The sequence below is a fragment of the Streptomyces sp. NPDC001156 genome (genome assembly GCF_053598275.1).
Genome location: NZ_JBSFJX010000018.1, coordinates 92011 through 109445, shown reverse-complemented (window position 1 = coordinate 109445; position 17435 = coordinate 92011). Strand labels below are relative to the sequence as shown.

The following is a 17435-nucleotide window of genomic DNA, read 5'->3' as shown; positions in this document are numbered from 1 at the left end:
GCCGGCTCTGCCCGGTGGTGTCGTGTGAGGGAGTATCACCGTGACGCCCGGTCCCCCGCGGGGGACCGGGCCACTGCTCTTTGTGCGGCTCCCGAATGGTCTCGAGGGTGGTCAGCTTCCACCGGTGACGTACTGCTGCATGCCGGGCACCGTCAGCGTCCCGCCGAACTGCCCGGCCTGGGTGACCTTCACGTTCGTGAAGTAGATGAAGGGGATGTTCAGCGGCGGCGGGCTGTCCGGGCTGAAGGTGATCGGGATCAGACCGAGCAGATTGCCCGAAATGCTCTCGGTGTACATCACCGTCTTGCCGTCACGGATGGTGGACGTCGTGCCCTTGCCTGCCTGGACGTGGTACGTCTTGCCGTTGTCGCCGTCGACGAGCTGGTGCAGATCGCCGATGTCGGTGCCATCGGAGATCACGTACTTCAGGACCTTCTTCACGGTGCCGTTGGCGGTGCGCACCTTGACGACGCCCTGGTAGTCCGCGCCCCTGAGCGTGAGCGAGCTGGCCTGAAGGTGCCAGGGGGCGTCGGGCAGAGCCACGATCTTCTCCACGCCGCCCGCGTCGTCGGTGGCTGCGACGCAGTCGTCCGGCACGCTCGGGCTCGCGGAGACGCTCGGGACGGCGGACTCGACCGACTTCACGGCGTCACCGGCCGCCTTGGTGGCCTCGGAGACCGTCTTCGTCGCCGTGTCGGTGGTGTCCTTCACGGTCTTGTTGACCGTGTCGGTGAGCTGCTTGGTCGTGTCCTTGACGGTGGTGGACGCCGTGTCCTTCGCCGTCTCCTTCGTCGAGGACGCGGAGGGCGTGGGGGTGGCGCTCGTGGACGTACTCGAACCGCCCGTGAGGACACCTCCGATCGCGTCTCCGAGGGTCCCCAGCAGGCCGCCACCCTGGGACGCCGAGGGAGTCGGCGTCGGCGTGCCGCCGCCCGACGGTTTGCCGGACGTGCCCGTCGAGGAGGCGGACGGCTTCGGCGTGCCCTTGTCGTCGGAACCTGAATCCGACGAAGAGGTCTTGCCCGGCGAGCTGTCCGTCTTGCCCGGCGAGGCCGAGGGCGTCGGCTGAGCCGTGCCGGCCGACTCGGACGCACTCGCGGAGGCCGACGGCGACGGCGAGGAGTCCTTGGAGCCGTCCACCGCCTCCACGCACTTCTGGTACTCGTCGACCGACATGCTCTTGGCCGGGTGGTCGTCGGCACGGGCGAACGTGGCGTTGAGCCCGACTCCCATGAAGACGGCGGTCGGCATCGCGGCCATGGCTATCGCCTTGCCCGCCGGCATGTGGAACCTGGTGAACAGCGGCTTCTTGGGTGCCGCGTGGCGCGGCCCGGTTCTCACACGGGACGCGTCCACGTCCGTCCCGTGGGTCACCTCGTCAGCCGGCACTGTGCCTCCCGTTCGTCCCGTTGAGCGGGGTCGTTCCTGACAGGTCGTCCTGCGCGCTCACCCCGTCCGCAGCCTCGAACGGGCTGTCCTCCTCAGCCTTTCCGGCCTCCTGCACCTGCGGCTTCGGTACGCCCGGGGCCCACGACACGGCCATGGCACCGCCGATCAAGGCGAAGAGGAAGCCGACCAAAAAGCCACCGAAGTTGGAGACAGGGAGGGACACCAGGGCCAGCAGGATCGCCGCGACACCCGCGAAGACCCGTACGTGCTGCTGGAACCACAGGGTCAGGCCCAGGACGATGAGGAGCACGCCGATGATCAGGGACCCGGCTCCGGCAGTGGTCGCCATCGCCACCGTGAGCTGACCGATCTTGAGGTGCGCATACGGGAAGTACATGATCGGAAAGCCGCTGAGCAGGACGAAGAGTCCGGCCCAGAATGGGCGGTTGCCCCGCCAGTCGCGGAAGCGCCGCCGGTAGACGCGGAGATAGTGCTCGTTCTGCGCGGGCGACTCGGCGTTCATCGAATAGCTCCCTGGAGCGGTATTGCTGAGGTGAGGGGGTTGTGCGGCAGTGATGTGCAAGTAGTGAAGGTGGGGGTGGAGAGGGAACGGGCGGGGAAGGCCAGTGGCTCCCCCGCCCGTCAGCGAGTGCTTAGTAGCACTCGACGCCCTGGCCGCTGCCCCACTGCAGACCCATGTGCAGGTTCGCGAGCTTGAAGGTGCCGGCGGTGGTCGCCCACGCCGTCTGCTTCACGCCGGTCAGCGTGGCCGAGTCAGCCTGCTGAGCGAACCCGAAGGGGTTGGTCTTCTTCTGCTGGATCTCGTCGGCCTTGGGCTTCGGGCCCTTGGTGACGCTACCGGCCGCGACGCCGATGTCGATCCCCTTGAAGACCGCCTGGTCTGAGTCGAGGTTCGCGACGTCGATGAAGAGCTGGTCCGCCTCGACGTCCGTGCCCTTGTCACCCGCAGTCAGCTTGAGAGTGACCGACTTGCCCAGGAACGGGATCGGGGTGACCACGGACTGGCACATGTTGGTGATGCTGGCGTGGTCGAACGCCGAGACCGCCACCGGGTGCGCCTGGTCCGTGCTGCCGTCGAGGCTCTTGCCCGAGTCGACCGCGCCGTACTGCGTGAAGCCGGTGCCGACCAGCTGGCCGGCACTCACCTTGAACTCCTGCCCCGAAACGCTGAACGAGGCGGCGAGTGCGCCCTGCGCGAGGGCCACGCCTATCGCTGCTGTCGCGGCGACGCTGGGCACCATGACCACAGCGAACCGCTTCCATCTGGTCCCGCCACGCACTTGGGACTCCATGTTTCCTCCTTCTCGGACGTACATCTCCTGACCCCAGCTCGCTACCGGTCGGCGGCTCAGCCGGGCAGGGATGGGAGAAGTGCTACGTCCTCGGGAAGGAGAGCGCCCGCACTCGGAGGCGCGAACTGCGCCCGAATCACCGGCGATCACCCCCGAGCGACAACCACTGGTCGCGCCTGACACGCATCACGCACAACCTGCCGGACAGGCTCCGCAACAGCGGAGACCCCCCTGTCCAGGACCCGACGCCACTGCCGCCGGCCCCTGCCCGGTGGGGACCCACCGAAAACCCGTTGACCCGGCTGGCAGGCGGGTACGGCGATGGACCGAGCGTCGCCGATCGTGGTGCATTCTCGCCGCCCCCGCAAGGGGGTTCGTTACTGGCTAGTAACGGCCGGATAACCGCGCCGCGACGCGGTGGCATCAAACCGCAACTCTTCGTGGCCCAAAGGGAGATGACGAAACGGTTGAAGAAGGGACAGAAGCCGACAGAACCAGGGCCTCGACTTACTCCAAGTAACAGCGGCCGCGATTACCAAGATTTGGTAAAGCACGGCCGCTGTGTGCCTCCGTCGGCGAATCTTTCACTCGGGCATCACATGCCCGTCCGTTTAGCGACTGGTCAGAACAGCGCCCGCGCGAGCGCCCTGCGCGCCGCGGTCACACGCGGGTCCTCGGCGCCGACCACCTCGAAGAGTTCCAGCAGCCGCAGCCGTGCGGTGTCCCGGTCCTCCCCGGCCGTGCGCTGCACCGTCTCGACGAGCCGCCCGAACGCGTCCTCCACATGACCGCCCACCAGATCCAGGTCCGACGCGGCGATCTGTGCCGCCACGTCACCCGGCTTCTCCGCGGCGTTCTTGCGCACCTGCTGCGGGTCGAGGTCCTGCACCCGCTGCAGCAACTCGGCCTGCGCGAGGCCCAGCTTGGCCTCGGTGTTGCCCGGGTCGTCGCTCAGCACGTTCCTGTAGGCCTGGACCGCCCCGCCCAAGTCGCCCGCGTCCAAGGCCTGTACGGCCGCCTCGAGCAACGCGTCGTAGGGCCCTGCGGGGGCTTGAGCGGGCGCCTCGGCGCCGCCCGGCTCGGCATCGGGGTCGACCGTCAGGCCGGTCAGTCCGAAGCGCTCCTCGGCGACCTGGACGAGCTGGTCCAGGGTCGCGCGGATCTGCTGCTCGGGGGCGGCACCCTGGAAGAGGGGCAGCGCCTGCCCGGCGACTACGGCGAAGACGGCCGGGATCCCCTGGATGCCGAACTGCTGCATCAGCATCTGGTTGGCGTCGACATCGATCTTGGCGAGCACGAACCGGCCGCTGTACTCATGGGCCAGCCGCTCCAGGACCGGGCTCAGCTGCTTGCAGGGCTGACACCACTCGGCCCAGAAGTCGATGACGACCGGGACCTCGGTGGACCGTTGCAGGACGTCGCGCTCGAACCCCGCCTCATCGACGTCGATGACGAGGTCGGCCGGGGAGACCGCCCCTCCCCCGCCCTGCCGGGCCGCTTCGGCGCGCGCCTGCTCCGCCTTCGCCTTGGCATCCTGGGCTGCTTTCACCGCGGCGAGGTCGACGACTCCGCTCATGGACATGTTCCGTGGCTGCATGAGTACATCCTCCCCCCTTCGAAACGCCGCTGTGAAAAGCCCTGTGAAAAGCTGTGCCCGGCGGTGCCGGTCCGGTGTTGACGTCGGTCCTGTGATGCTCTGCGCCGGGTCCCCACTCGGCGCCGGTGGTCGTCGCTCGCGCGCACGCGTCACATCGGGACGCACACGCTTTCGCTACGAGCCGTAGCGTAACTGCCCCCGGGGGTTCCCGGGGTCACTCCACCGGTGATCTCCCTCACCACTTCACATGACGTCCGGAAATGGCGGTGGACCCGGCCGGATATGGTCACAGGCATGCAAAGCAGCACCTCCGCCGCCCGCACCGGACGCCCGCGCAACGCCGCCGCGGACGCCGCGATCCTCCGGGCGACCCGACAGGCGCTGGTCGAACTGGGCTGGTCGAAGCTGACTCTGGGGGACGTGGCGACCCGGGCGGGGGTCGCGAAGACGACCCTGTACCGCCGCTGGGCGGGCAAGAAGGAACTCGTGGTGGACGCGGTGGCGGAGCTCTTCGACGAGCTGGAACTCCCCGACCGCGGCAGTCTGCAGGCGGACGTGGAGGGGGTCGTCCTCCAGTTCGCCGCCCTCCTCGAGCAGCCGGCGACCAAGACCGCGCTGATGGCGGTCGTCGCCGAGGCCACCCACGACGAGGCGCTGCGGCAGCGGATCCGGGAGGCGATCGTCGACCGGCAGAAGCGGCTGGTGATCGAGGGCCGCCGACGGGCCCAGAGCCGTGGTGAGATCCCCGCCGACGACGGCGATCCCGCCCCGCAGGTCGACCTGATCTTCGACATGATCGCGGGCGCTGTCGTGCACCGCACGCTCGTCTCCTGCGAACCCATCGACGCCGACTGGGCGTCGCGCTTCACCTCGGTGCTGCTCGGCGGGCTGGCGACGGACGCCGATTGACGGCACGCCGCAGGATTACCGGCGGTAAGGCCTACGCCGAGGGAATTCTTCCGGCCTGCAACCCCGGATGTTCACCATCTTGCGGCGCCCACCTCTTGCCTGGCTGTCATGTCATCGTCATGCTTGTCCGCGGCGAATCTACCCGCATAGATCCGCTGTCACGGCTCCAACTGAACAGTGAGACACGGCTCCATCCGTCAGTGAGACATCGACCACTCTCCCCAGGAGGATCGATCCACGTGAGACCCAGTCTCCCCCGCCGACACGGCCTCGCTGCCATCGCTGCGTCCCTGGTCGCGCTCTGCGCCGGCCAGACCCTGAGCGCCCTGCCCGCGACGGCCGCCCCGAAGGCCCCCGCCCCCGCCTCCGTCGTCGTCGCGGCCGAGGACCACGCCGCACAGGCGATAGCCGGCTCGCTCACCGACTCCGCCTGGCGCGCCCGCGTCCGGAGCGCGGCGCTCACGTCCGACGAGGTGGCCGTCACCCCCCTCGCCGGCAAGGCAGCCGGCAGCCTCAGGTCCACCCTCGCCGCGGCCGACCGCCGCATCGCCGCCGCCAAGGGCCTGCACTCCGGAGTCGGTTCGCTGCTCCGGCTACGGCTCGGGGACAGCTCCATGCGCGCGGCGCTGGCCGCCGGGGTCACGCCCTGGGTGGCCGCCGCCACCGCGGACGACGACGCCGCCACCGTCACCGCCTACGACAGCCGGGGCCGGGCCCACACGATCGACGCCCGCAAGGCGCCCTCGCACCCGGTGTACGTCGTGGACATCGACGGCGCCAAGGCGCTGTCCGCCGGTCTGGGCGTCCTGAACGAGGAACTCGCCCGCTATGGCGTGGCCTCCGCCGCGTCCGCCCCGCAGCAGGCCCGCACGGCCGGTCCGCGGGCCCAGACGGCCACCGGGGGCTTCTGGACCACCCGCATCACCTCGGTCCGGCTCGCGGACGACGAGGAGCCCTGGTTCAAGGGCGACGCCGAGATCTACACCCTCGTCACCGGCTTCGGCCAGGACGGCACGGCCCGGGTCGACCCCGTCGACATGCCGTACCTGGACAACGACAACACCACGTACTACCCCAACCAGATCCTGGTGAACTGGTCGAACTACAAGTACAACCTCGCCGACGCCGTGATGATGGAGGACGACGGCAGCACCAACTACCGCGACCTCGCCAAGGCGATCGCCACGGCGCTACTCACCATCACCGATCAGGGCACCTACATCCCGCTGGTGAACGCGGTCCTGGACGCCATGCCGAACGACTGGTGGACGGACGACCCGGACTACGTCGACTCCTGGTACACCCTGGCCCAGAGCGACAACGGCACCCGCTACGGCGCCCGCGGCAACGGCTGGATGACGGTACAGCCGTACTTCGTGCAGGAGTTCTAAGAACGTCGGCGGTCGGCCACACAAACGGGCCGGCGGGAACCTGGTTCCCGCCGGCCCTTTCGCATCCGGCCCTCAGAACTGCACGGGCTCGGTGTACGTGCCCCACTCGTCCCGTAGCGCCCCGCAGATCTCCCCGAGCGTGGCCTCAGCCCGGATGGCGTCCAGCATCGGCTCGATCATGTTGGCCCCGGACCGCGCGGCGGCCAGCATGCCGTCGAGCGCGGTACGCACCGCGGTCTCGTCCCGCCCGGCCTTGCGCTCGCGCAGGACCCGGACCTGCTCGCGCTCCACCTCGTGGCTGACCCGCAGGATCTCCAGATCGCCGGTGACCGAGCCGGTGTGGACGTTCACGCCCACCACCCTCTTCTCGCCCTTCTCCAGCGACTGCTGGTAGCGGAACGCGGACTCCGCGATCTCGCCCGTGAACCAGCCGTCCTCGATGCCCCGCAGTATCCCGGAGGTCACCGGCCCGATGGGGTGCCGACCGTCGGGATGCGCCCGCAGACCCCGCTCCCTGATCTGGTCGAAGATCTTCTCTGCGTCCGCCTCGATCCGGTCCGTCAGCTGCTCGACGTACCAGGAACCGCCCAGCGGATCGGCGACGTTGGCGACGCCGGTCTCCTCCATCAGCACCTGCTGCGTGCGCAGCGCGATCTCCGCGGCCTGCTGGCTGGGCAGCGCCAGGGTCTCGTCCAGGGCGTTGGTGTGCAGCGAGTTCGTCCCGCCCAGCACGGCCGCGAGCGCCTCCACCGCCGTCCGCACCACGTTGTTGTACGGCTGCTGCGCGGTCAGCGAGACACCGGCGGTCTGCGTGTGGAAGCGCAGCCACTGGGCCTTCTCACTGGTCGCCCCGTACACGTCGCGCATCCACCGCGCCCAGATCCGGCGCGCCGCCCGGAACTTGGCGATCTCCTCGAAGAAGTCGACGTGCGCGTCGAAGAAGAAGGACAGGCCGGGGGCGAACACGTTCACGTCCAGGCCGCGGCTGAGTCCCAGTTCCACGTACCCAAAACCGTCCGCCAGCGTGTACGCGAGCTCCTGCGCGGCCGTCGCTCCGGCCTCCCGGATGTGGTACCCGGAGACGGACAGCGGCTTGTAGGCGGGGATGCCGGCGGCGCAGTGCTCCATCAGGTCGCCGATGAGGCGCAGATGCGGCTCGGGCTGGAAGAGCCACTCCTTCTGGGCGATGTACTCCTTGAAGATGTCGGTCTGCAGCGTGCCGTTGAGCACGGCGGGATCCACGCCCTGCCGCTCGGCGGCGACCAGGTACATGCAGAAGACCGGGACGGCCGGACCGCTGATCGTCATCGAGGTCGTGACGTCGCCGAGCGGAATGTCCTTGAACAGGACCTCCATGTCCGCCGCCGAGTCGATCGCCACCCCGCAGTGCCCGACCTCGCCCATGGAACGGGGGTCGTCGGAGTCGCGGCCCATGAGGGTCGGCATGTCGAAGGCCACGCTCAGGCCCCCGCCGCCGGCCTCAAGGATCATCTTGTAGCGCTCGTTCGTCTGCTCGGCGTTGCCGAAGCCGGCGAACTGCCGGATCGTCCACGTCCGTCCCCGGTAGCCGGTCGGGTACAGGCCGCGGGTGAACGGATACTCACCGGGCCAGCCGATCCGCTCGAAACCCTCGTACGTGTCCTGGGGCCGCGGACCGTACACCGGCTCGACGGGATCGCCGGAGAGCGTGGTGAAGTCCGCCTCGCGCTTGCGTGCGGCGTCGTAGCGGGCCTGCCAGCGTCGGCGGCCCTCGTCGATGGCGTCTGCGTCCATACCGTCGAATTTACTAGGACGTCCAAGTAAATGTCGACCGCTCAAGCGGGCGTGCTGATGAGAAGCCGATGAACGCGGACCGAAAACCGCCGCACGGAGCCGTCGTACGGCGGTGGCGGCGGCCGGGCCTCAGGCCTTGGCGACCGCCGGCGTCCCGTCCGCGAGCTTCGCCTCGAGCTCGTGGCTGACCTTGCGCTCGACGAAGAACGCGGCCGTCGGGATGGTTCCCGCCAGCAGGACCCACAGCTGCTTGCCGACCGGCCACTTCGCCTTGGAGCCCAGGTCGAAGGCGAAGACCAGGTACACCACGTACAGCCAGCCGTGCGCGATGCCGACGACGCGGGTGAAGTCCGCGGCGCCGTTCACGTCCAGCACGTACTTGGCGATCACACCGAGGGTCAGCAGGACCAGCAGCACGCCGGTGACGTAGGCCATCACGCGGTAGCGAGTCAGCACGCTCTTTTTCATGGGGACGAGGGTAACCGCCGGTTTGGGGCGATCTTCGGGCACCCCCGGGCCGGTACCCGAGCCTGTCAGTCGGCTTTGAAGTCGCCCGCGGCGACGCGCAGGGGGCGCAGCATCGCGAAGATCTCGCCGCACTCCTCCGCGTCGTACGCGCCGAGCCCGAAGTCCATCGCCATCAGGTCGCGGGTGGCCGCGTCGCACACCTCACGGCCCTTGTCGGTGATGGAGGCGAGGGTGCCGCGGCCGTCGTTGGGATTGGGCCGCTTGGCGACGAGACCGGACTTCACCAGGCGGTCGACGGTGTTGGTGACCGAGGTCGGGTGCACCATCAGGCGCTCGCCGATCTTCGACATGGGCAGTTCGCCCGCCTTGGAGAAGGTGAGCAGCACCAGCGCCTCGTACCGCGCGAAGGTCAGTCCGTACGGTTTGACGACCGCGTCGACCTCGGCCAGCAGGATCTGCTGCGCCCGCATGATCGAGGTGATCGCGGTCATGGACGGCACGTTCCCCCACCGCTGCTGCCAGTGCTCGTCGGCGCGGGCGATGGGATCGAAGGAGAGGCTGAGGGGCTTCGGCACGGCATCGACCTTACCCGCCGGTCATATGCTGGTCAGCCCTGTCTCGCTTTTCGGTCGGCCGGCCGCCCGGGCGCACACTGGAAGCGGAAGGCCAAGCGCCACGAGCGGGAACCTGGAGGTAGGCCATGAGCACCCTCGAAGAACACGTCGACGTCGGAGTCCCGATCGACAAGGCCTGGAACACCATCCACCGGGTGGAGAACTATCCGCGCTTCGTGGGCGGAGTGCGCGACGCCCGGTCGGAGGCGGGTGGCCGGGCGCATCTGGACGTCGAGGCGGGCGGCCGGTCCCGGGAGTTCGAGGCCGAGGTCTCCGACCGCGGCGGGGAACGCGTGATGGAGTGGCACACCACGGACGGTCCCGAACTGGCAGGCTCCTTCTCGTTGCAGCCGATCGAAGGGGACCGCACCCGGGTCCAGATACGGATCGAATACGACCCCGCCACCGTCCATGAGACGTTCGGCGGGCCCAAGGGCTTCGCCCAGGCCACTGCGATCGAGCGGCTCGTCCGCAGTGACCTGGAGCACTTCAAGGAGTACGTCGAAGCGGAGAAGTGAGCGGCAGGAGACCGCTTGGCACCATGGCCGCCGGTCCCCGGGCGCCCGCCGGGCCGGGCAGGATCCCGGTGGCGTCCGGCCGGCTCCGTCGCGCGCCGGGAGTGACCCGCGGAGCACCGCCGTTAGGGACGCGACGCCCGGCGCAATGCGTGCCGCACCGCTCGCTGCGCCACCGGGCCCAGGTCGTCGAGTGCCGCCACCAGGGACGCCAGCTGGTCCAGGGCGGCCAGTGCCGCGCCCGCCCCCGGGGCGTCCACTCCCTCGTAGAGTTCGATCCCGACGAAGGAAGCCGACACCGCGCGCGCGAGTCCGCCGGCGTCGGCGAACTCCCCGAGCGGCGTCGTGGCCAGCACCCGGGCCAGCACCCGTTCGATCTCGGTGATCCACAGTTCGAGCCCCGCCGCCGTGGCCGGGGCGAGCCGGGGGTGGGTCTGCGCGCCGGCCAGCAGCTGGCCGAGCACCGCGACATGCCCCGCCGCCTTCTCCTCCTCGTGCATCTCGCGCCCGAACGCGAGCAGTTCCCCGAGGGTGCCGATCGCGTCCAACCGGTCCCGGTAGCGGGCCACCCGCTGCTCCGTCCCGTACCGGCAGGCCGCCGCGAGCAACTCGTCCACCGAACCGAAGTGGTAGAAGACGAGTGCCTGATTGACCCCGGCGGTCGCCGCGATCGTCCGGGCCGACGTCTTGGCAATCCCCTGCTCGGTGAGGGTTCGCAGCGCCCCCTCCAGCAGCTTCACCCTGGTCGCCTCGCTCACGCCCGCACCTCCTCGCGCACCGGCCGCAGCCCGGGGCGCACCCCGTGCTCCCGCGCGTCCGCGTAGGTCGTGGTGAAGGACCCCTCGTAGCCGAACAGCGGCCCGAAGTACCGGTTCACCACGCGCACCCTGATCCGGAAGCGTCCCGCCGACTCGTCGAACGACTCCCGCACCTCCGCCTCGGCGCCGATGAGCTCCGGCACCCGCACATCCACCGGCCCCTCCCGGAAACGGTGTTCGCCGGAGCGGATGAGCAGCGACCCGTCCGGCTCCGCGCGGAAGTACAGATCGCTCGCCAGATGCTGGTGCGTGCCCAGGTAGTCCAGGACCCGGTCGCCCCGGGGGCTCAGGACCATCTGCGCGTCGAAGCGGCGAGCGCGCCCGGGAAGCCGGAAGGTGCGCACGAACGTCACCGTCTCGCGGCCGAAGGTGTCGGTGTAGGGCACGTTCTCGATGGTGAAGGGGACGTTCCGTCCCTGACGCGGGACGAGGATGTGACGGGTCGCGCCGAGAGCGAGGAACGGCTTGACGAACCCCCTGCCGTGCCAGACGCGGTCCATCACCCCGTGTCCGGTGCAGGCCTCGCCACTCGCGAGCCCCACGGAGAAGCGGCGCCGCAGCTCCGGGTGCAGCTGCTCGAAGTCCGCGCCCATCACCGTACGGAAGATCGAGGTCATGACGGGTGCTCCAGGGTGGCGAGCAGCCGCGGCGCGGTCACCCGCGTGGGCGGGGTGCGCAGACACCGGCGGGCGGCCGGGGTGCGGGACAGGGGCGACTTGAACAGGGCGACGCAGATGGCGCCGGCCAGCAGCAGCGGGTACAGATACGCCATCGTCGCGGCGAACGGGCCGAACAGGCGCAGGAACGGGTCCAGGCCGAGGCCGGTACAGGAGACGGTGAGGACCAGGGCGCGGACGGCCAGTTCCAGCAGCCAGTTCGCCAGGGCGCGCTCCGGGGTGATCCCCCGCTCCAGCCACAGGCGGAGGCGGTCGAAGGACCAGGCGGTCGCCCAGCCCATGAGCGGCCGCAGGACCAGCCGGTCGGCGAGGGAGCCGAAGGCGCCCCAGCGCGGCCGGTAGTCGTACCCGGTCAGGAAGCGCACGCCGTCGCCGTCGGGCACGTAGCGCCAGTAGCCGCTGCCCTCGGCGATCAGCGACAGCGGATGCGGTGAGGAGAACCGCAGCGCGGAGCTGCGTGTGCCGTCCGGTCGCGTCCTCTCCCCCGCCGACACGCCGGTCCCGGAGATCTTCAGGAAGGGCAGCACACGCATCGCGTACCGGAAGCGCTGCGGCTCGCCCTCCGCGCGCGGCAGACAGTCGATCTCGGTGAACCGCAGGTCCCACCGCTGGTGCAGGGCGGGGTCCTGCGTGCGGTCCCACAGCTCGTCGAGGCCGGCGCGTATGTGCGCCTCTGCGTAGAGCCCCATCCCGAATCCCCCAGGTCGATGCCCCCGTTTGAGCGACCGCTCAAACAACTGGCCTGACACTACAGCAGGTTTGAGCGAACGCTCAAACCCCGGGTACGGAAAAACCCCGGCCCTCGGGACCGGGGTTTTCCGTTCGCGGGCGGGGCGTTACTTGCCGGACAGATGCCGCTCCACCGTCTCCACCTTCGAGGTGAGGCCGTCGGTCACGCCCGGGCGGATGTCCGCCTTCAGCACCACGGAGACCCGTGGCGCCCGCTCCTTGACCGCGGCGACGGCGCGCTTCACCACGTCCATCACCTCGTCCCACTCGCCCTCGATCGACGTGAACATGGCGTCGGTACGGTTCGGCAGACCCGATTCCCGAACCACCCGGACGGCGTCGGCGACGTACTCCCCCACGTCCTCGCCGACGCCCAGGGGCGTCACGGAGAAGGCGACGATCACGCGTTCACGATCCCTTCCTTGCGTGCGCGGGCGGCGATGACGGCGTTCTCGGCCTCGCGGCGCAACTTGCGCTCGGCGAAGAAGCCGCCGGTCGGCAGCACGGAAAGGACGAAGTAGACGGCGGCGGTCCCGGCGGACCACCGGGCACGGTTCCAGGCGTCCGCCCAGAAGATCACGTACAGGATGAACAGGATCCCGTGGATCGCGCCCATGACGGGCACCGCATTGAAGTCGGTGGTGCGCTTCAGCACCGAGCAGACGAGCAGCAGCAGGAAGGAGACGGCCTCGGGGGCCGAGACCAGGCGGAGCCGGCGGAGTGCGGTGGCGGTCTTTATGTCCACGGGTCACCTTCGGTGGGAGATTCGCTGACGACGCAGTCGCTTTGTGAACGTGTGCACAAGCCCGCCCATTGTGACATCCGGGAACCGGTGGATCCGGAACCGGGGGTGCGGGGTGTCGGCGCCCGGCTGCCGCGGAGTGCCGTCGCCGGGCCCGACCTCTCAGGGACGCGTCAGGGTTCGGATCCACCGCGCGACTCTGTCCGCTCCACCCGCCCGACCGCTACCTTCGCCACGTGGCGATGTTCCGACTTCAAGGCAGCAAGGTGCTGGCCGTCGACATGACCGGGGACGCCGTGAAGGCCAAGAACGGCTCCATGGTGGCGTACGACGGGCAGATGGCCTTCAAGAAGCTCACCGGCGGCGGTGAGGGGCTCCGGGGAATGGTGACCCGCAGACTCACCGGCGAGCAGATGACCGTGATGGAGGTGAAGGGGCATGGGACGTGCTGGTTCGCGGACCAGGCCACCGAGATCAACCTCGTGACCCTCCAGGGGGACAAGCTGTACGTCGAGTCGAGCAACCTGCTCGCGACGGACGCCGGTCTGCGCACCGGCACGACGTTCACCGGCCTGCGCGGCGCCTCCCAGGGCAACGGCCTGTTCACCACGACCGTCGAGGGCCACGGCCAGGCGGCGATCATGTCGGACGGTCCGGCGGTGGTGCTGCGGGTGAGCGCCCAGTACCCGCTGACCGTCGACCCCGGCGCCTATGTGGCGCACCAGGGGAACCTGCGCCAGTCGTTCCAGTCGGGCGTGACGTTCCGCACATTCTTCGGCGAGGGCGGCGGCGAGGCCTTCCAGATCCGCTTCGAGGGGGACGGACTGGTGTACGTCCAGCCCAGCGAGCGCAAAACGATCGCGGGGGACGTCTGACATGGCCTTCCACGAACTGAACTCGAAGGTCGTCGAGGCGACGGTCGCGCCGGGGCAGCGGCTCTTCAGCCAGCGCGGCGCGATGCTCGCCTACAAGGGCGACGTCTCCTTCACCCCGAACATCCAGGGCGGCCAGGGCGGGGTCATGTCGATGATCGGCCGCCGCATCGCGAACGAGGCGACGCCGCTGATGACGGTCGAGGGCAGCGGCACGGTGCTGTTCGGGCACGGCGGCCACCACATCCAGGTGATCCAGCTCACGGGCGACACCCTGTATGTCGAGGCGGACCGCCTGCTCGCCTTCGAGGGCACCCTCCAGCAGGGCACGATGTTCATGGGCTCCCAGGGCGGCGTCATGGGCCTGGTGCGCGGCCAGGTCACGGGCCAGGGCCTGTTCACCACCACGCTCAAGGGGCACGGCGCGGTCGCCGTGATGGCGCACGGCGGCGTCTTCGAGGTGCCGATCACCCCGCAGCGCCCGGTCCACGTCGACCCCCAGGCGTACGTGGCCCACCACGGCGACGTACGCAACAAGCTCTCCACCGCGCTCGGCTGGCGCGACATGGTGGGGCGCGGCTCCGGCGAGGCGTTCCAGCTGGAGCTGAGCGGCAGCGGTGTGGTCTACGTCCAGGCGTCGGAGGAGAAGCTGTGACCACCTACCCGGGCGCCGGCCCCGTCGTCCACGACCCGATGACCCTGCCGGCCGACGACAACGTCAACAAGTACACCTTCTGCGTGGAACTCAAGGGGAGCCAGTGGTTCCTGCAGAAGGGCAAGATGATCGCCTACTACGGCTCCATCGAGTTCAACGGGATCGGGCACGGACGACTCGACCGTATTGTCCGTACGTCCTTTCATTCGCCACTGCACGCGAGCGACTGGGTGGTGGCGGAGGGCTCGGGCAAGATGCTCCTCGCTGACCGGGCCTTCGACGTGAATTCGTATGACTTGGACGACGGCAATCTGACCATTCGCTCGGGCAACCTGCTCGCTTTTCAGCCAACTCTGTCCCTCAAGCAGTCGATCATCCCGGGCTTCCTGACGCTGATCGGAACCGGAAAGTTCGTGGCCGCGTCCAACGGTCCGGTGGTGTTCATGGAACCCCCGATCCGGGTGGACCCGCAGGCCCTGGTCGGCTGGGCCGACTGCCCGTCGCCGTGCCATCACTACGACCACGGGTATCTGACGGGCGTATGGGGCGGTCTACGTGCGATGACAGGGCTGGGCGGGGCCTCCGGAGAGGAGCACCAGTTCGAGTTCGTCGGGGCGGGCACAGTCCTGCTCCAGTCCTCGGAGACACTGATGGCCGAGCAGGCGACAGGAGCGGTCCCGCACGAGCCCGGGGTGCCGGGTGGCGGCGGGGTACCCGGTCACCAGGGGGCACCGGGGGCACCGCGCCTTCCCGGACAGCTGGGGGACGTCCAGCGTCGCTTCGGGCTGTGAGCGGTAGTCTGCGGAGTGTGACGTCGAACGCGTGCGCACAGTCACACCACCCTCACTAGTTCGCCTTTCAACCTTTTAGGTAGACTTCACTCATGGAGACCGAGACGGCCACGCGCTGGCTGACCGATGCGGAGCAGTGCGCTTGGCGCACCCACCTGGAGGTCAACAGGCTGTTGACGTACCAGCTCGAAAGGGACCTCCAGCCGTTCGGCCTGACGATGAACGACTACGAGATTCTGGTGAATCTCTCGGAGTCGGAGGACATGCGGATGCGAATGAGCGACCTCGCCGCCGCCACCCTCCAGTCCAAGAGCCGCCTCTCGCACCAGATCACTCGTATGGAGAACGCGGACCTGGTACGCCGCGAGAACTGTGAGTCCGACCGCAGGGGGCTGTTCGCCGTCCTCACGGACCACGGCCTGGAGACGATGAAGAAGGTCGCGCCCCACCACGTGGCGTCGGTGCGGCGGCACTTCATGGATCTGCTGCCCCCCGACGACCTGGAACACCTGCACAAGTCCCTGGGCCCGATCGCCGAGCATCTGCGGGGCCAGCGGGGCAAGCCGTAGCGCCACGGCGGGGCGGGGTGCCACCGGGCGCCCCGCCCCGCCCGGGCGAGAGTCCCTCGCCCCGGGCACGCCCGCGGAGACCCACGACGGTCGCCGCGAACCGTGCCCGCCGTGCCACCGGGCGCCCCGGAGACCCCGGAGCGCGCCCTGAGGGGCAGATGCCTGGCCGGCGGCCCACCGGCGTGGACCGGCCGAACCATCGGCGCCGACCTCCGTGTCGACCGGGGCGCCGGCCCTGGAGGCGCAGGCCCGGCGGGGTCGACCGGTCCTGCGATCAGAGATGGGGCGAGCCGAGGGCCAGAGCGATGAACAGGCCCGCCAGGGCCTCGCGGGCCTGTCAGGACCGCGAGGCCAAGGACGGGCCGCCAAGAGCCGCGGCCGGGCACTATCCGTCAACTGGCCGTCAGGCCCCGCGCAGGCCGCACGGCCCACGTCAGGACGGCGGGGCCAGGGCGGGCTGCACACGGCCCGTGTCACGGCAACGACCGACACCGGACACGATCCGTCAACCAGCGGTCAGAGCCCCCGCCACCGGCTCCCAGGCACGGCGCGGCGGCTGGTTGCCAGCCCGACCACCAGCGCCCCGGCACAACTCGACAGCCGGCCGGTCAACCCACGACCGGGCATCCCGACGCGCCCGTCAGCCGTTCGTCAGGCCCGCTACCAGTTCGTCGGCTGCCCGGTAGGGGTCGAGGTCGCCGGCCACGATCCGCTCCGCCAGGGCGCCCAGGCGGCGGTCGCCGTGCAGGTCGCCGATGCGCTCCCGCAGGGCCGTCACCGCGATCGTCTCGACCTCGCGGGAGGCGCGGGCCAGCCGGCGTTCCGTCAGCACCCCGTGCTCCTCCATCCACGCCCGGTGCTTCTCCAGCGCCTCCACGACCTCGTCTACGCCCTCGCTGCGGGCGGCGACGGTCTTCACGATCGGCGGGCGCCAGTCGCCAGGGGCTCTCGACTCGCCGAGCCCGAGCATGTGGTTCAGCTCGCGGGCGGTGGCGTCCGCGCCGTCGCGGTCCGCCTTGTTGACGACGTACACGTCGCCGATCTCCAGGATTCCCGCCTTCGCGGCCTGGATGCCGTCACCCATCCCGGGTGCCAGCAGCACGACCGAGGTGTCGGCCTGGGAGGCGATCTCGACCTCCGACTGACCGACCCCGACGGTCTCCACCAGGATCACCTCGCAGCCCGCCGCGTCCAGCACCCGGATGGCCTGCGGGGCGGCCCAGGCGAGGCCGCCCAGATGGCCGCGGGTGGCCATCGAGCGGATGTACACACCGGGGTCCGACGCGTGCTCCGACATCCGCACGCGGTCGCCCAGCAGCGCGCCGCCGGAGAAGGGCGAGGAGGGGTCGACGGCCAGGACGCCGACCCGCTTGCCCTGCTTGCGGTACGCCGTCACCAGCGCCGAGGTGGTCGTCGACTTGCCGACCCCCGGCGAACCGGTCAGGCCCACCACGTACGCCCCGCCGGTCAGCGGGGCCAGGGCGGCCATGACCTCCCTGAGCTGCGGGGACGCCCCCTCGACCAGGGAGATCAGCCGGGCCACGGCCCGCGGCCTGCCTTCCCTGGCCTGGGCGACCAGCGAGGGGACGTCCTGCATCACAGCTCCGTTCAGG

At 69.9% G+C, this 17435-nt stretch carries 20 protein-coding genes; 7 read left to right on the top strand and 13 right to left on the bottom strand.

The window, feature by feature from the left end:
* Positions 1-111: 111 nt before the first annotated feature.
* The 4 genes from ACWDA7_RS12735 to ACWDA7_RS12720 all read right to left on the bottom strand — a co-directional run bounded on the left by ACWDA7_RS12735 (position 112) and on the right by ACWDA7_RS12720 (position 4299).
* Positions 112-1389, bottom strand: coding sequence for a hypothetical protein (locus ACWDA7_RS12735; RefSeq protein WP_450604115.1), 1278 nt, complete (start codon positions 1387-1389; stop codon positions 112-114).
* Positions 1379-1912, bottom strand: coding sequence for a DUF6114 domain-containing protein (locus ACWDA7_RS12730; RefSeq protein ID WP_450604114.1), 534 nt, complete (start codon positions 1910-1912; stop codon positions 1379-1381). The genes ACWDA7_RS12735 and ACWDA7_RS12730 overlap by 11 nt, the downstream gene beginning before the upstream one ends.
* 130 nt (positions 1913-2042) lie before the next feature.
* Positions 2043-2702 carry a DUF6230 family protein gene (locus tag ACWDA7_RS12725; RefSeq protein WP_450604113.1) on the bottom strand — a complete coding sequence of 220 codons (660 nt, stop codon included), beginning with the start codon at positions 2700-2702 and terminating at the stop codon, positions 2043-2045.
* Between the two features lie 622 nt (positions 2703-3324).
* Entirely contained in the window at positions 3325-4299 is a 975-nt protein-coding gene (locus ACWDA7_RS12720; protein WP_450604112.1) for a tetratricopeptide repeat protein, read from the bottom strand.
* A gap of 294 nt (positions 4300-4593) precedes the next feature.
* Here ACWDA7_RS12720 and ACWDA7_RS12715 point away from each other — a divergent pair, with 294 nt between their 5' ends.
* Together ACWDA7_RS12715 and ACWDA7_RS12710 are read left to right on the top strand one after the other, a co-directional pair.
* Positions 4594-5208, top strand: a complete 615-nt coding sequence (locus ACWDA7_RS12715) for a TetR/AcrR family transcriptional regulator C-terminal ligand-binding domain-containing protein (RefSeq protein ID WP_432932724.1) — start codon at positions 4594-4596, stop codon at positions 5206-5208.
* A gap of 239 nt (positions 5209-5447) precedes the next feature.
* A complete protein-coding gene (locus tag ACWDA7_RS12710; RefSeq protein WP_450604111.1) occupies positions 5448-6599 on the top strand; it encodes a DUF3103 family protein in 1152 nt (383 codons plus the stop codon).
* 72 nt (positions 6600-6671) lie between these two features.
* Here ACWDA7_RS12710 and ACWDA7_RS12705 read toward each other — a convergent pair whose 3' ends face one another.
* From ACWDA7_RS12705 to ACWDA7_RS12695, 3 genes are all read right to left on the bottom strand, one after another.
* Complete coding sequence (locus ACWDA7_RS12705) at positions 6672-8372, bottom strand: acyl-CoA mutase large subunit family protein (protein ID WP_450604110.1); 1701 nt, start codon at positions 8370-8372, stop codon at positions 6672-6674.
* Between the two features lie 129 nt (positions 8373-8501).
* A complete protein-coding gene (locus tag ACWDA7_RS12700) occupies positions 8502-8840 on the bottom strand; it encodes a DUF3817 domain-containing protein (RefSeq protein ID WP_432932720.1) in 339 nt (112 codons plus the stop codon).
* Between the two features lie 65 nt (positions 8841-8905).
* On the bottom strand, positions 8906-9415 hold the full coding sequence (locus tag ACWDA7_RS12695; RefSeq protein WP_359395360.1) for a MarR family winged helix-turn-helix transcriptional regulator: 510 nt from the start codon (positions 9413-9415) through the stop codon (positions 8906-8908).
* Between the two features lie 125 nt (positions 9416-9540).
* Here ACWDA7_RS12695 and ACWDA7_RS12690 point away from each other — a divergent pair, with 125 nt between their 5' ends.
* Positions 9541-9972 carry an SRPBCC family protein gene (locus ACWDA7_RS12690; protein ID WP_450604108.1) on the top strand — a complete coding sequence of 144 codons (432 nt, stop codon included), beginning with the start codon at positions 9541-9543 and terminating at the stop codon, positions 9970-9972.
* A 122-nt stretch (positions 9973-10094) separates the two neighbouring features.
* Here ACWDA7_RS12690 and ACWDA7_RS12685 read toward each other — a convergent pair whose 3' ends face one another.
* From ACWDA7_RS12685 to ACWDA7_RS12665, 5 genes are all read right to left on the bottom strand, one after another.
* On the bottom strand, positions 10095-10727 hold the full coding sequence (locus ACWDA7_RS12685; RefSeq protein ID WP_359395365.1) for a TetR/AcrR family transcriptional regulator: 633 nt from the start codon (positions 10725-10727) through the stop codon (positions 10095-10097).
* Positions 10724-11404, bottom strand: a complete 681-nt coding sequence (locus ACWDA7_RS12680; protein ID WP_450604107.1) for a DUF4166 domain-containing protein — start codon at positions 11402-11404, stop codon at positions 10724-10726. Before ACWDA7_RS12680 ends, ACWDA7_RS12685 begins: the two co-directional genes overlap by 4 nt.
* A complete protein-coding gene (locus ACWDA7_RS12675; RefSeq protein ID WP_450604106.1) occupies positions 11401-12153 on the bottom strand; it encodes a hypothetical protein in 753 nt (250 codons plus the stop codon). Before ACWDA7_RS12675 ends, ACWDA7_RS12680 begins: the two co-directional genes overlap by 4 nt.
* A 147-nt stretch (positions 12154-12300) precedes the next feature.
* A complete protein-coding gene (locus tag ACWDA7_RS12670) occupies positions 12301-12597 on the bottom strand; it encodes an MTH1187 family thiamine-binding protein (RefSeq protein ID WP_450604105.1) in 297 nt (98 codons plus the stop codon).
* On the bottom strand, positions 12594-12938 hold the full coding sequence (locus ACWDA7_RS12665; protein ID WP_432932711.1) for a DUF3817 domain-containing protein: 345 nt from the start codon (positions 12936-12938) through the stop codon (positions 12594-12596). Before ACWDA7_RS12665 ends, ACWDA7_RS12670 begins: the two co-directional genes overlap by 4 nt.
* A 239-nt stretch (positions 12939-13177) precedes the next feature.
* Between ACWDA7_RS12665 and ACWDA7_RS12660 the strand changes: the two genes are divergently transcribed.
* From ACWDA7_RS12660 to ACWDA7_RS12645, 4 genes are all read left to right on the top strand, one after another.
* Positions 13178-13810, top strand: coding sequence for an AIM24 family protein (locus ACWDA7_RS12660; RefSeq protein ID WP_450604120.1), 633 nt, complete (start codon positions 13178-13180; stop codon positions 13808-13810).
* Position 13811: 1 nt separating this feature from the next.
* Positions 13812-14462, top strand: coding sequence for an AIM24 family protein (locus ACWDA7_RS12655; protein WP_450604104.1), 651 nt, complete (start codon positions 13812-13814; stop codon positions 14460-14462).
* Between the two features lie 38 nt (positions 14463-14500).
* Positions 14501-15253, top strand: a complete 753-nt coding sequence (locus tag ACWDA7_RS12650) for an AIM24 family protein (protein ID WP_450604119.1) — start codon at positions 14501-14503, stop codon at positions 15251-15253.
* Between the two features lie 92 nt (positions 15254-15345).
* On the top strand, positions 15346-15822 hold the full coding sequence (locus ACWDA7_RS12645) for a MarR family winged helix-turn-helix transcriptional regulator (RefSeq protein WP_450604103.1): 477 nt from the start codon (positions 15346-15348) through the stop codon (positions 15820-15822).
* Between the two features lie 640 nt (positions 15823-16462).
* Here ACWDA7_RS12645 and meaB read toward each other — a convergent pair.
* A complete protein-coding gene (gene meaB / locus ACWDA7_RS12640) occupies positions 16463-17419 on the bottom strand; it encodes a methylmalonyl Co-A mutase-associated GTPase MeaB (RefSeq protein ID WP_450604102.1) in 957 nt (318 codons plus the stop codon).
* Positions 17420-17435 lie beyond the last annotated feature (16 nt).

Coding starts and splice junctions, on each gene's coding strand:
- ACWDA7_RS12730 (WP_450604114.1), bottom strand. CDS start 1,912: ATGAACGCCGAGTCGCCCGCGCAGAACGAGCACTATCTCCGCGTCTAC.
- ACWDA7_RS12725 (WP_450604113.1), bottom strand. CDS start 2,702: ATGGAGTCCCAAGTGCGTGGCGGGACCAGATGGAAGCGGTTCGCTGTG.
- ACWDA7_RS12720 (WP_450604112.1), bottom strand. CDS start 4,299: ATGCAGCCACGGAACATGTCCATGAGCGGAGTCGTCGACCTCGCCGCG.
- ACWDA7_RS12715 (WP_432932724.1), top strand. CDS start 4,594: ATGCAAAGCAGCACCTCCGCCGCCCGCACCGGACGCCCGCGCAACGCC.
- ACWDA7_RS12705 (WP_450604110.1), bottom strand. CDS start 8,372: ATGGACGCAGACGCCATCGACGAGGGCCGCCGACGCTGGCAGGCCCGC.
- ACWDA7_RS12700 (WP_432932720.1), bottom strand. CDS start 8,840: ATGAAAAAGAGCGTGCTGACTCGCTACCGCGTGATGGCCTACGTCACC.
- ACWDA7_RS12690 (WP_450604108.1), top strand. CDS start 9,541: ATGAGCACCCTCGAAGAACACGTCGACGTCGGAGTCCCGATCGACAAG.
- ACWDA7_RS12680 (WP_450604107.1), bottom strand. CDS start 11,404: ATGACCTCGATCTTCCGTACGGTGATGGGCGCGGACTTCGAGCAGCTG.
- ACWDA7_RS12675 (WP_450604106.1), bottom strand. CDS start 12,153: ATGGGGCTCTACGCAGAGGCGCACATACGCGCCGGCCTCGACGAGCTG.
- ACWDA7_RS12660 (WP_450604120.1), top strand. CDS start 13,178: ATGTTCCGACTTCAAGGCAGCAAGGTGCTGGCCGTCGACATGACCGGG.
- ACWDA7_RS12655 (WP_450604104.1), top strand. CDS start 13,812: ATGGCCTTCCACGAACTGAACTCGAAGGTCGTCGAGGCGACGGTCGCG.
- ACWDA7_RS12650 (WP_450604119.1), top strand. CDS start 14,501: ATGACCCTGCCGGCCGACGACAACGTCAACAAGTACACCTTCTGCGTG.
- ACWDA7_RS12645 (WP_450604103.1), top strand. CDS start 15,346: ATGGAGACCGAGACGGCCACGCGCTGGCTGACCGATGCGGAGCAGTGC.
- meaB (WP_450604102.1), bottom strand. CDS start 17,419: ATGCAGGACGTCCCCTCGCTGGTCGCCCAGGCCAGGGAAGGCAGGCCG.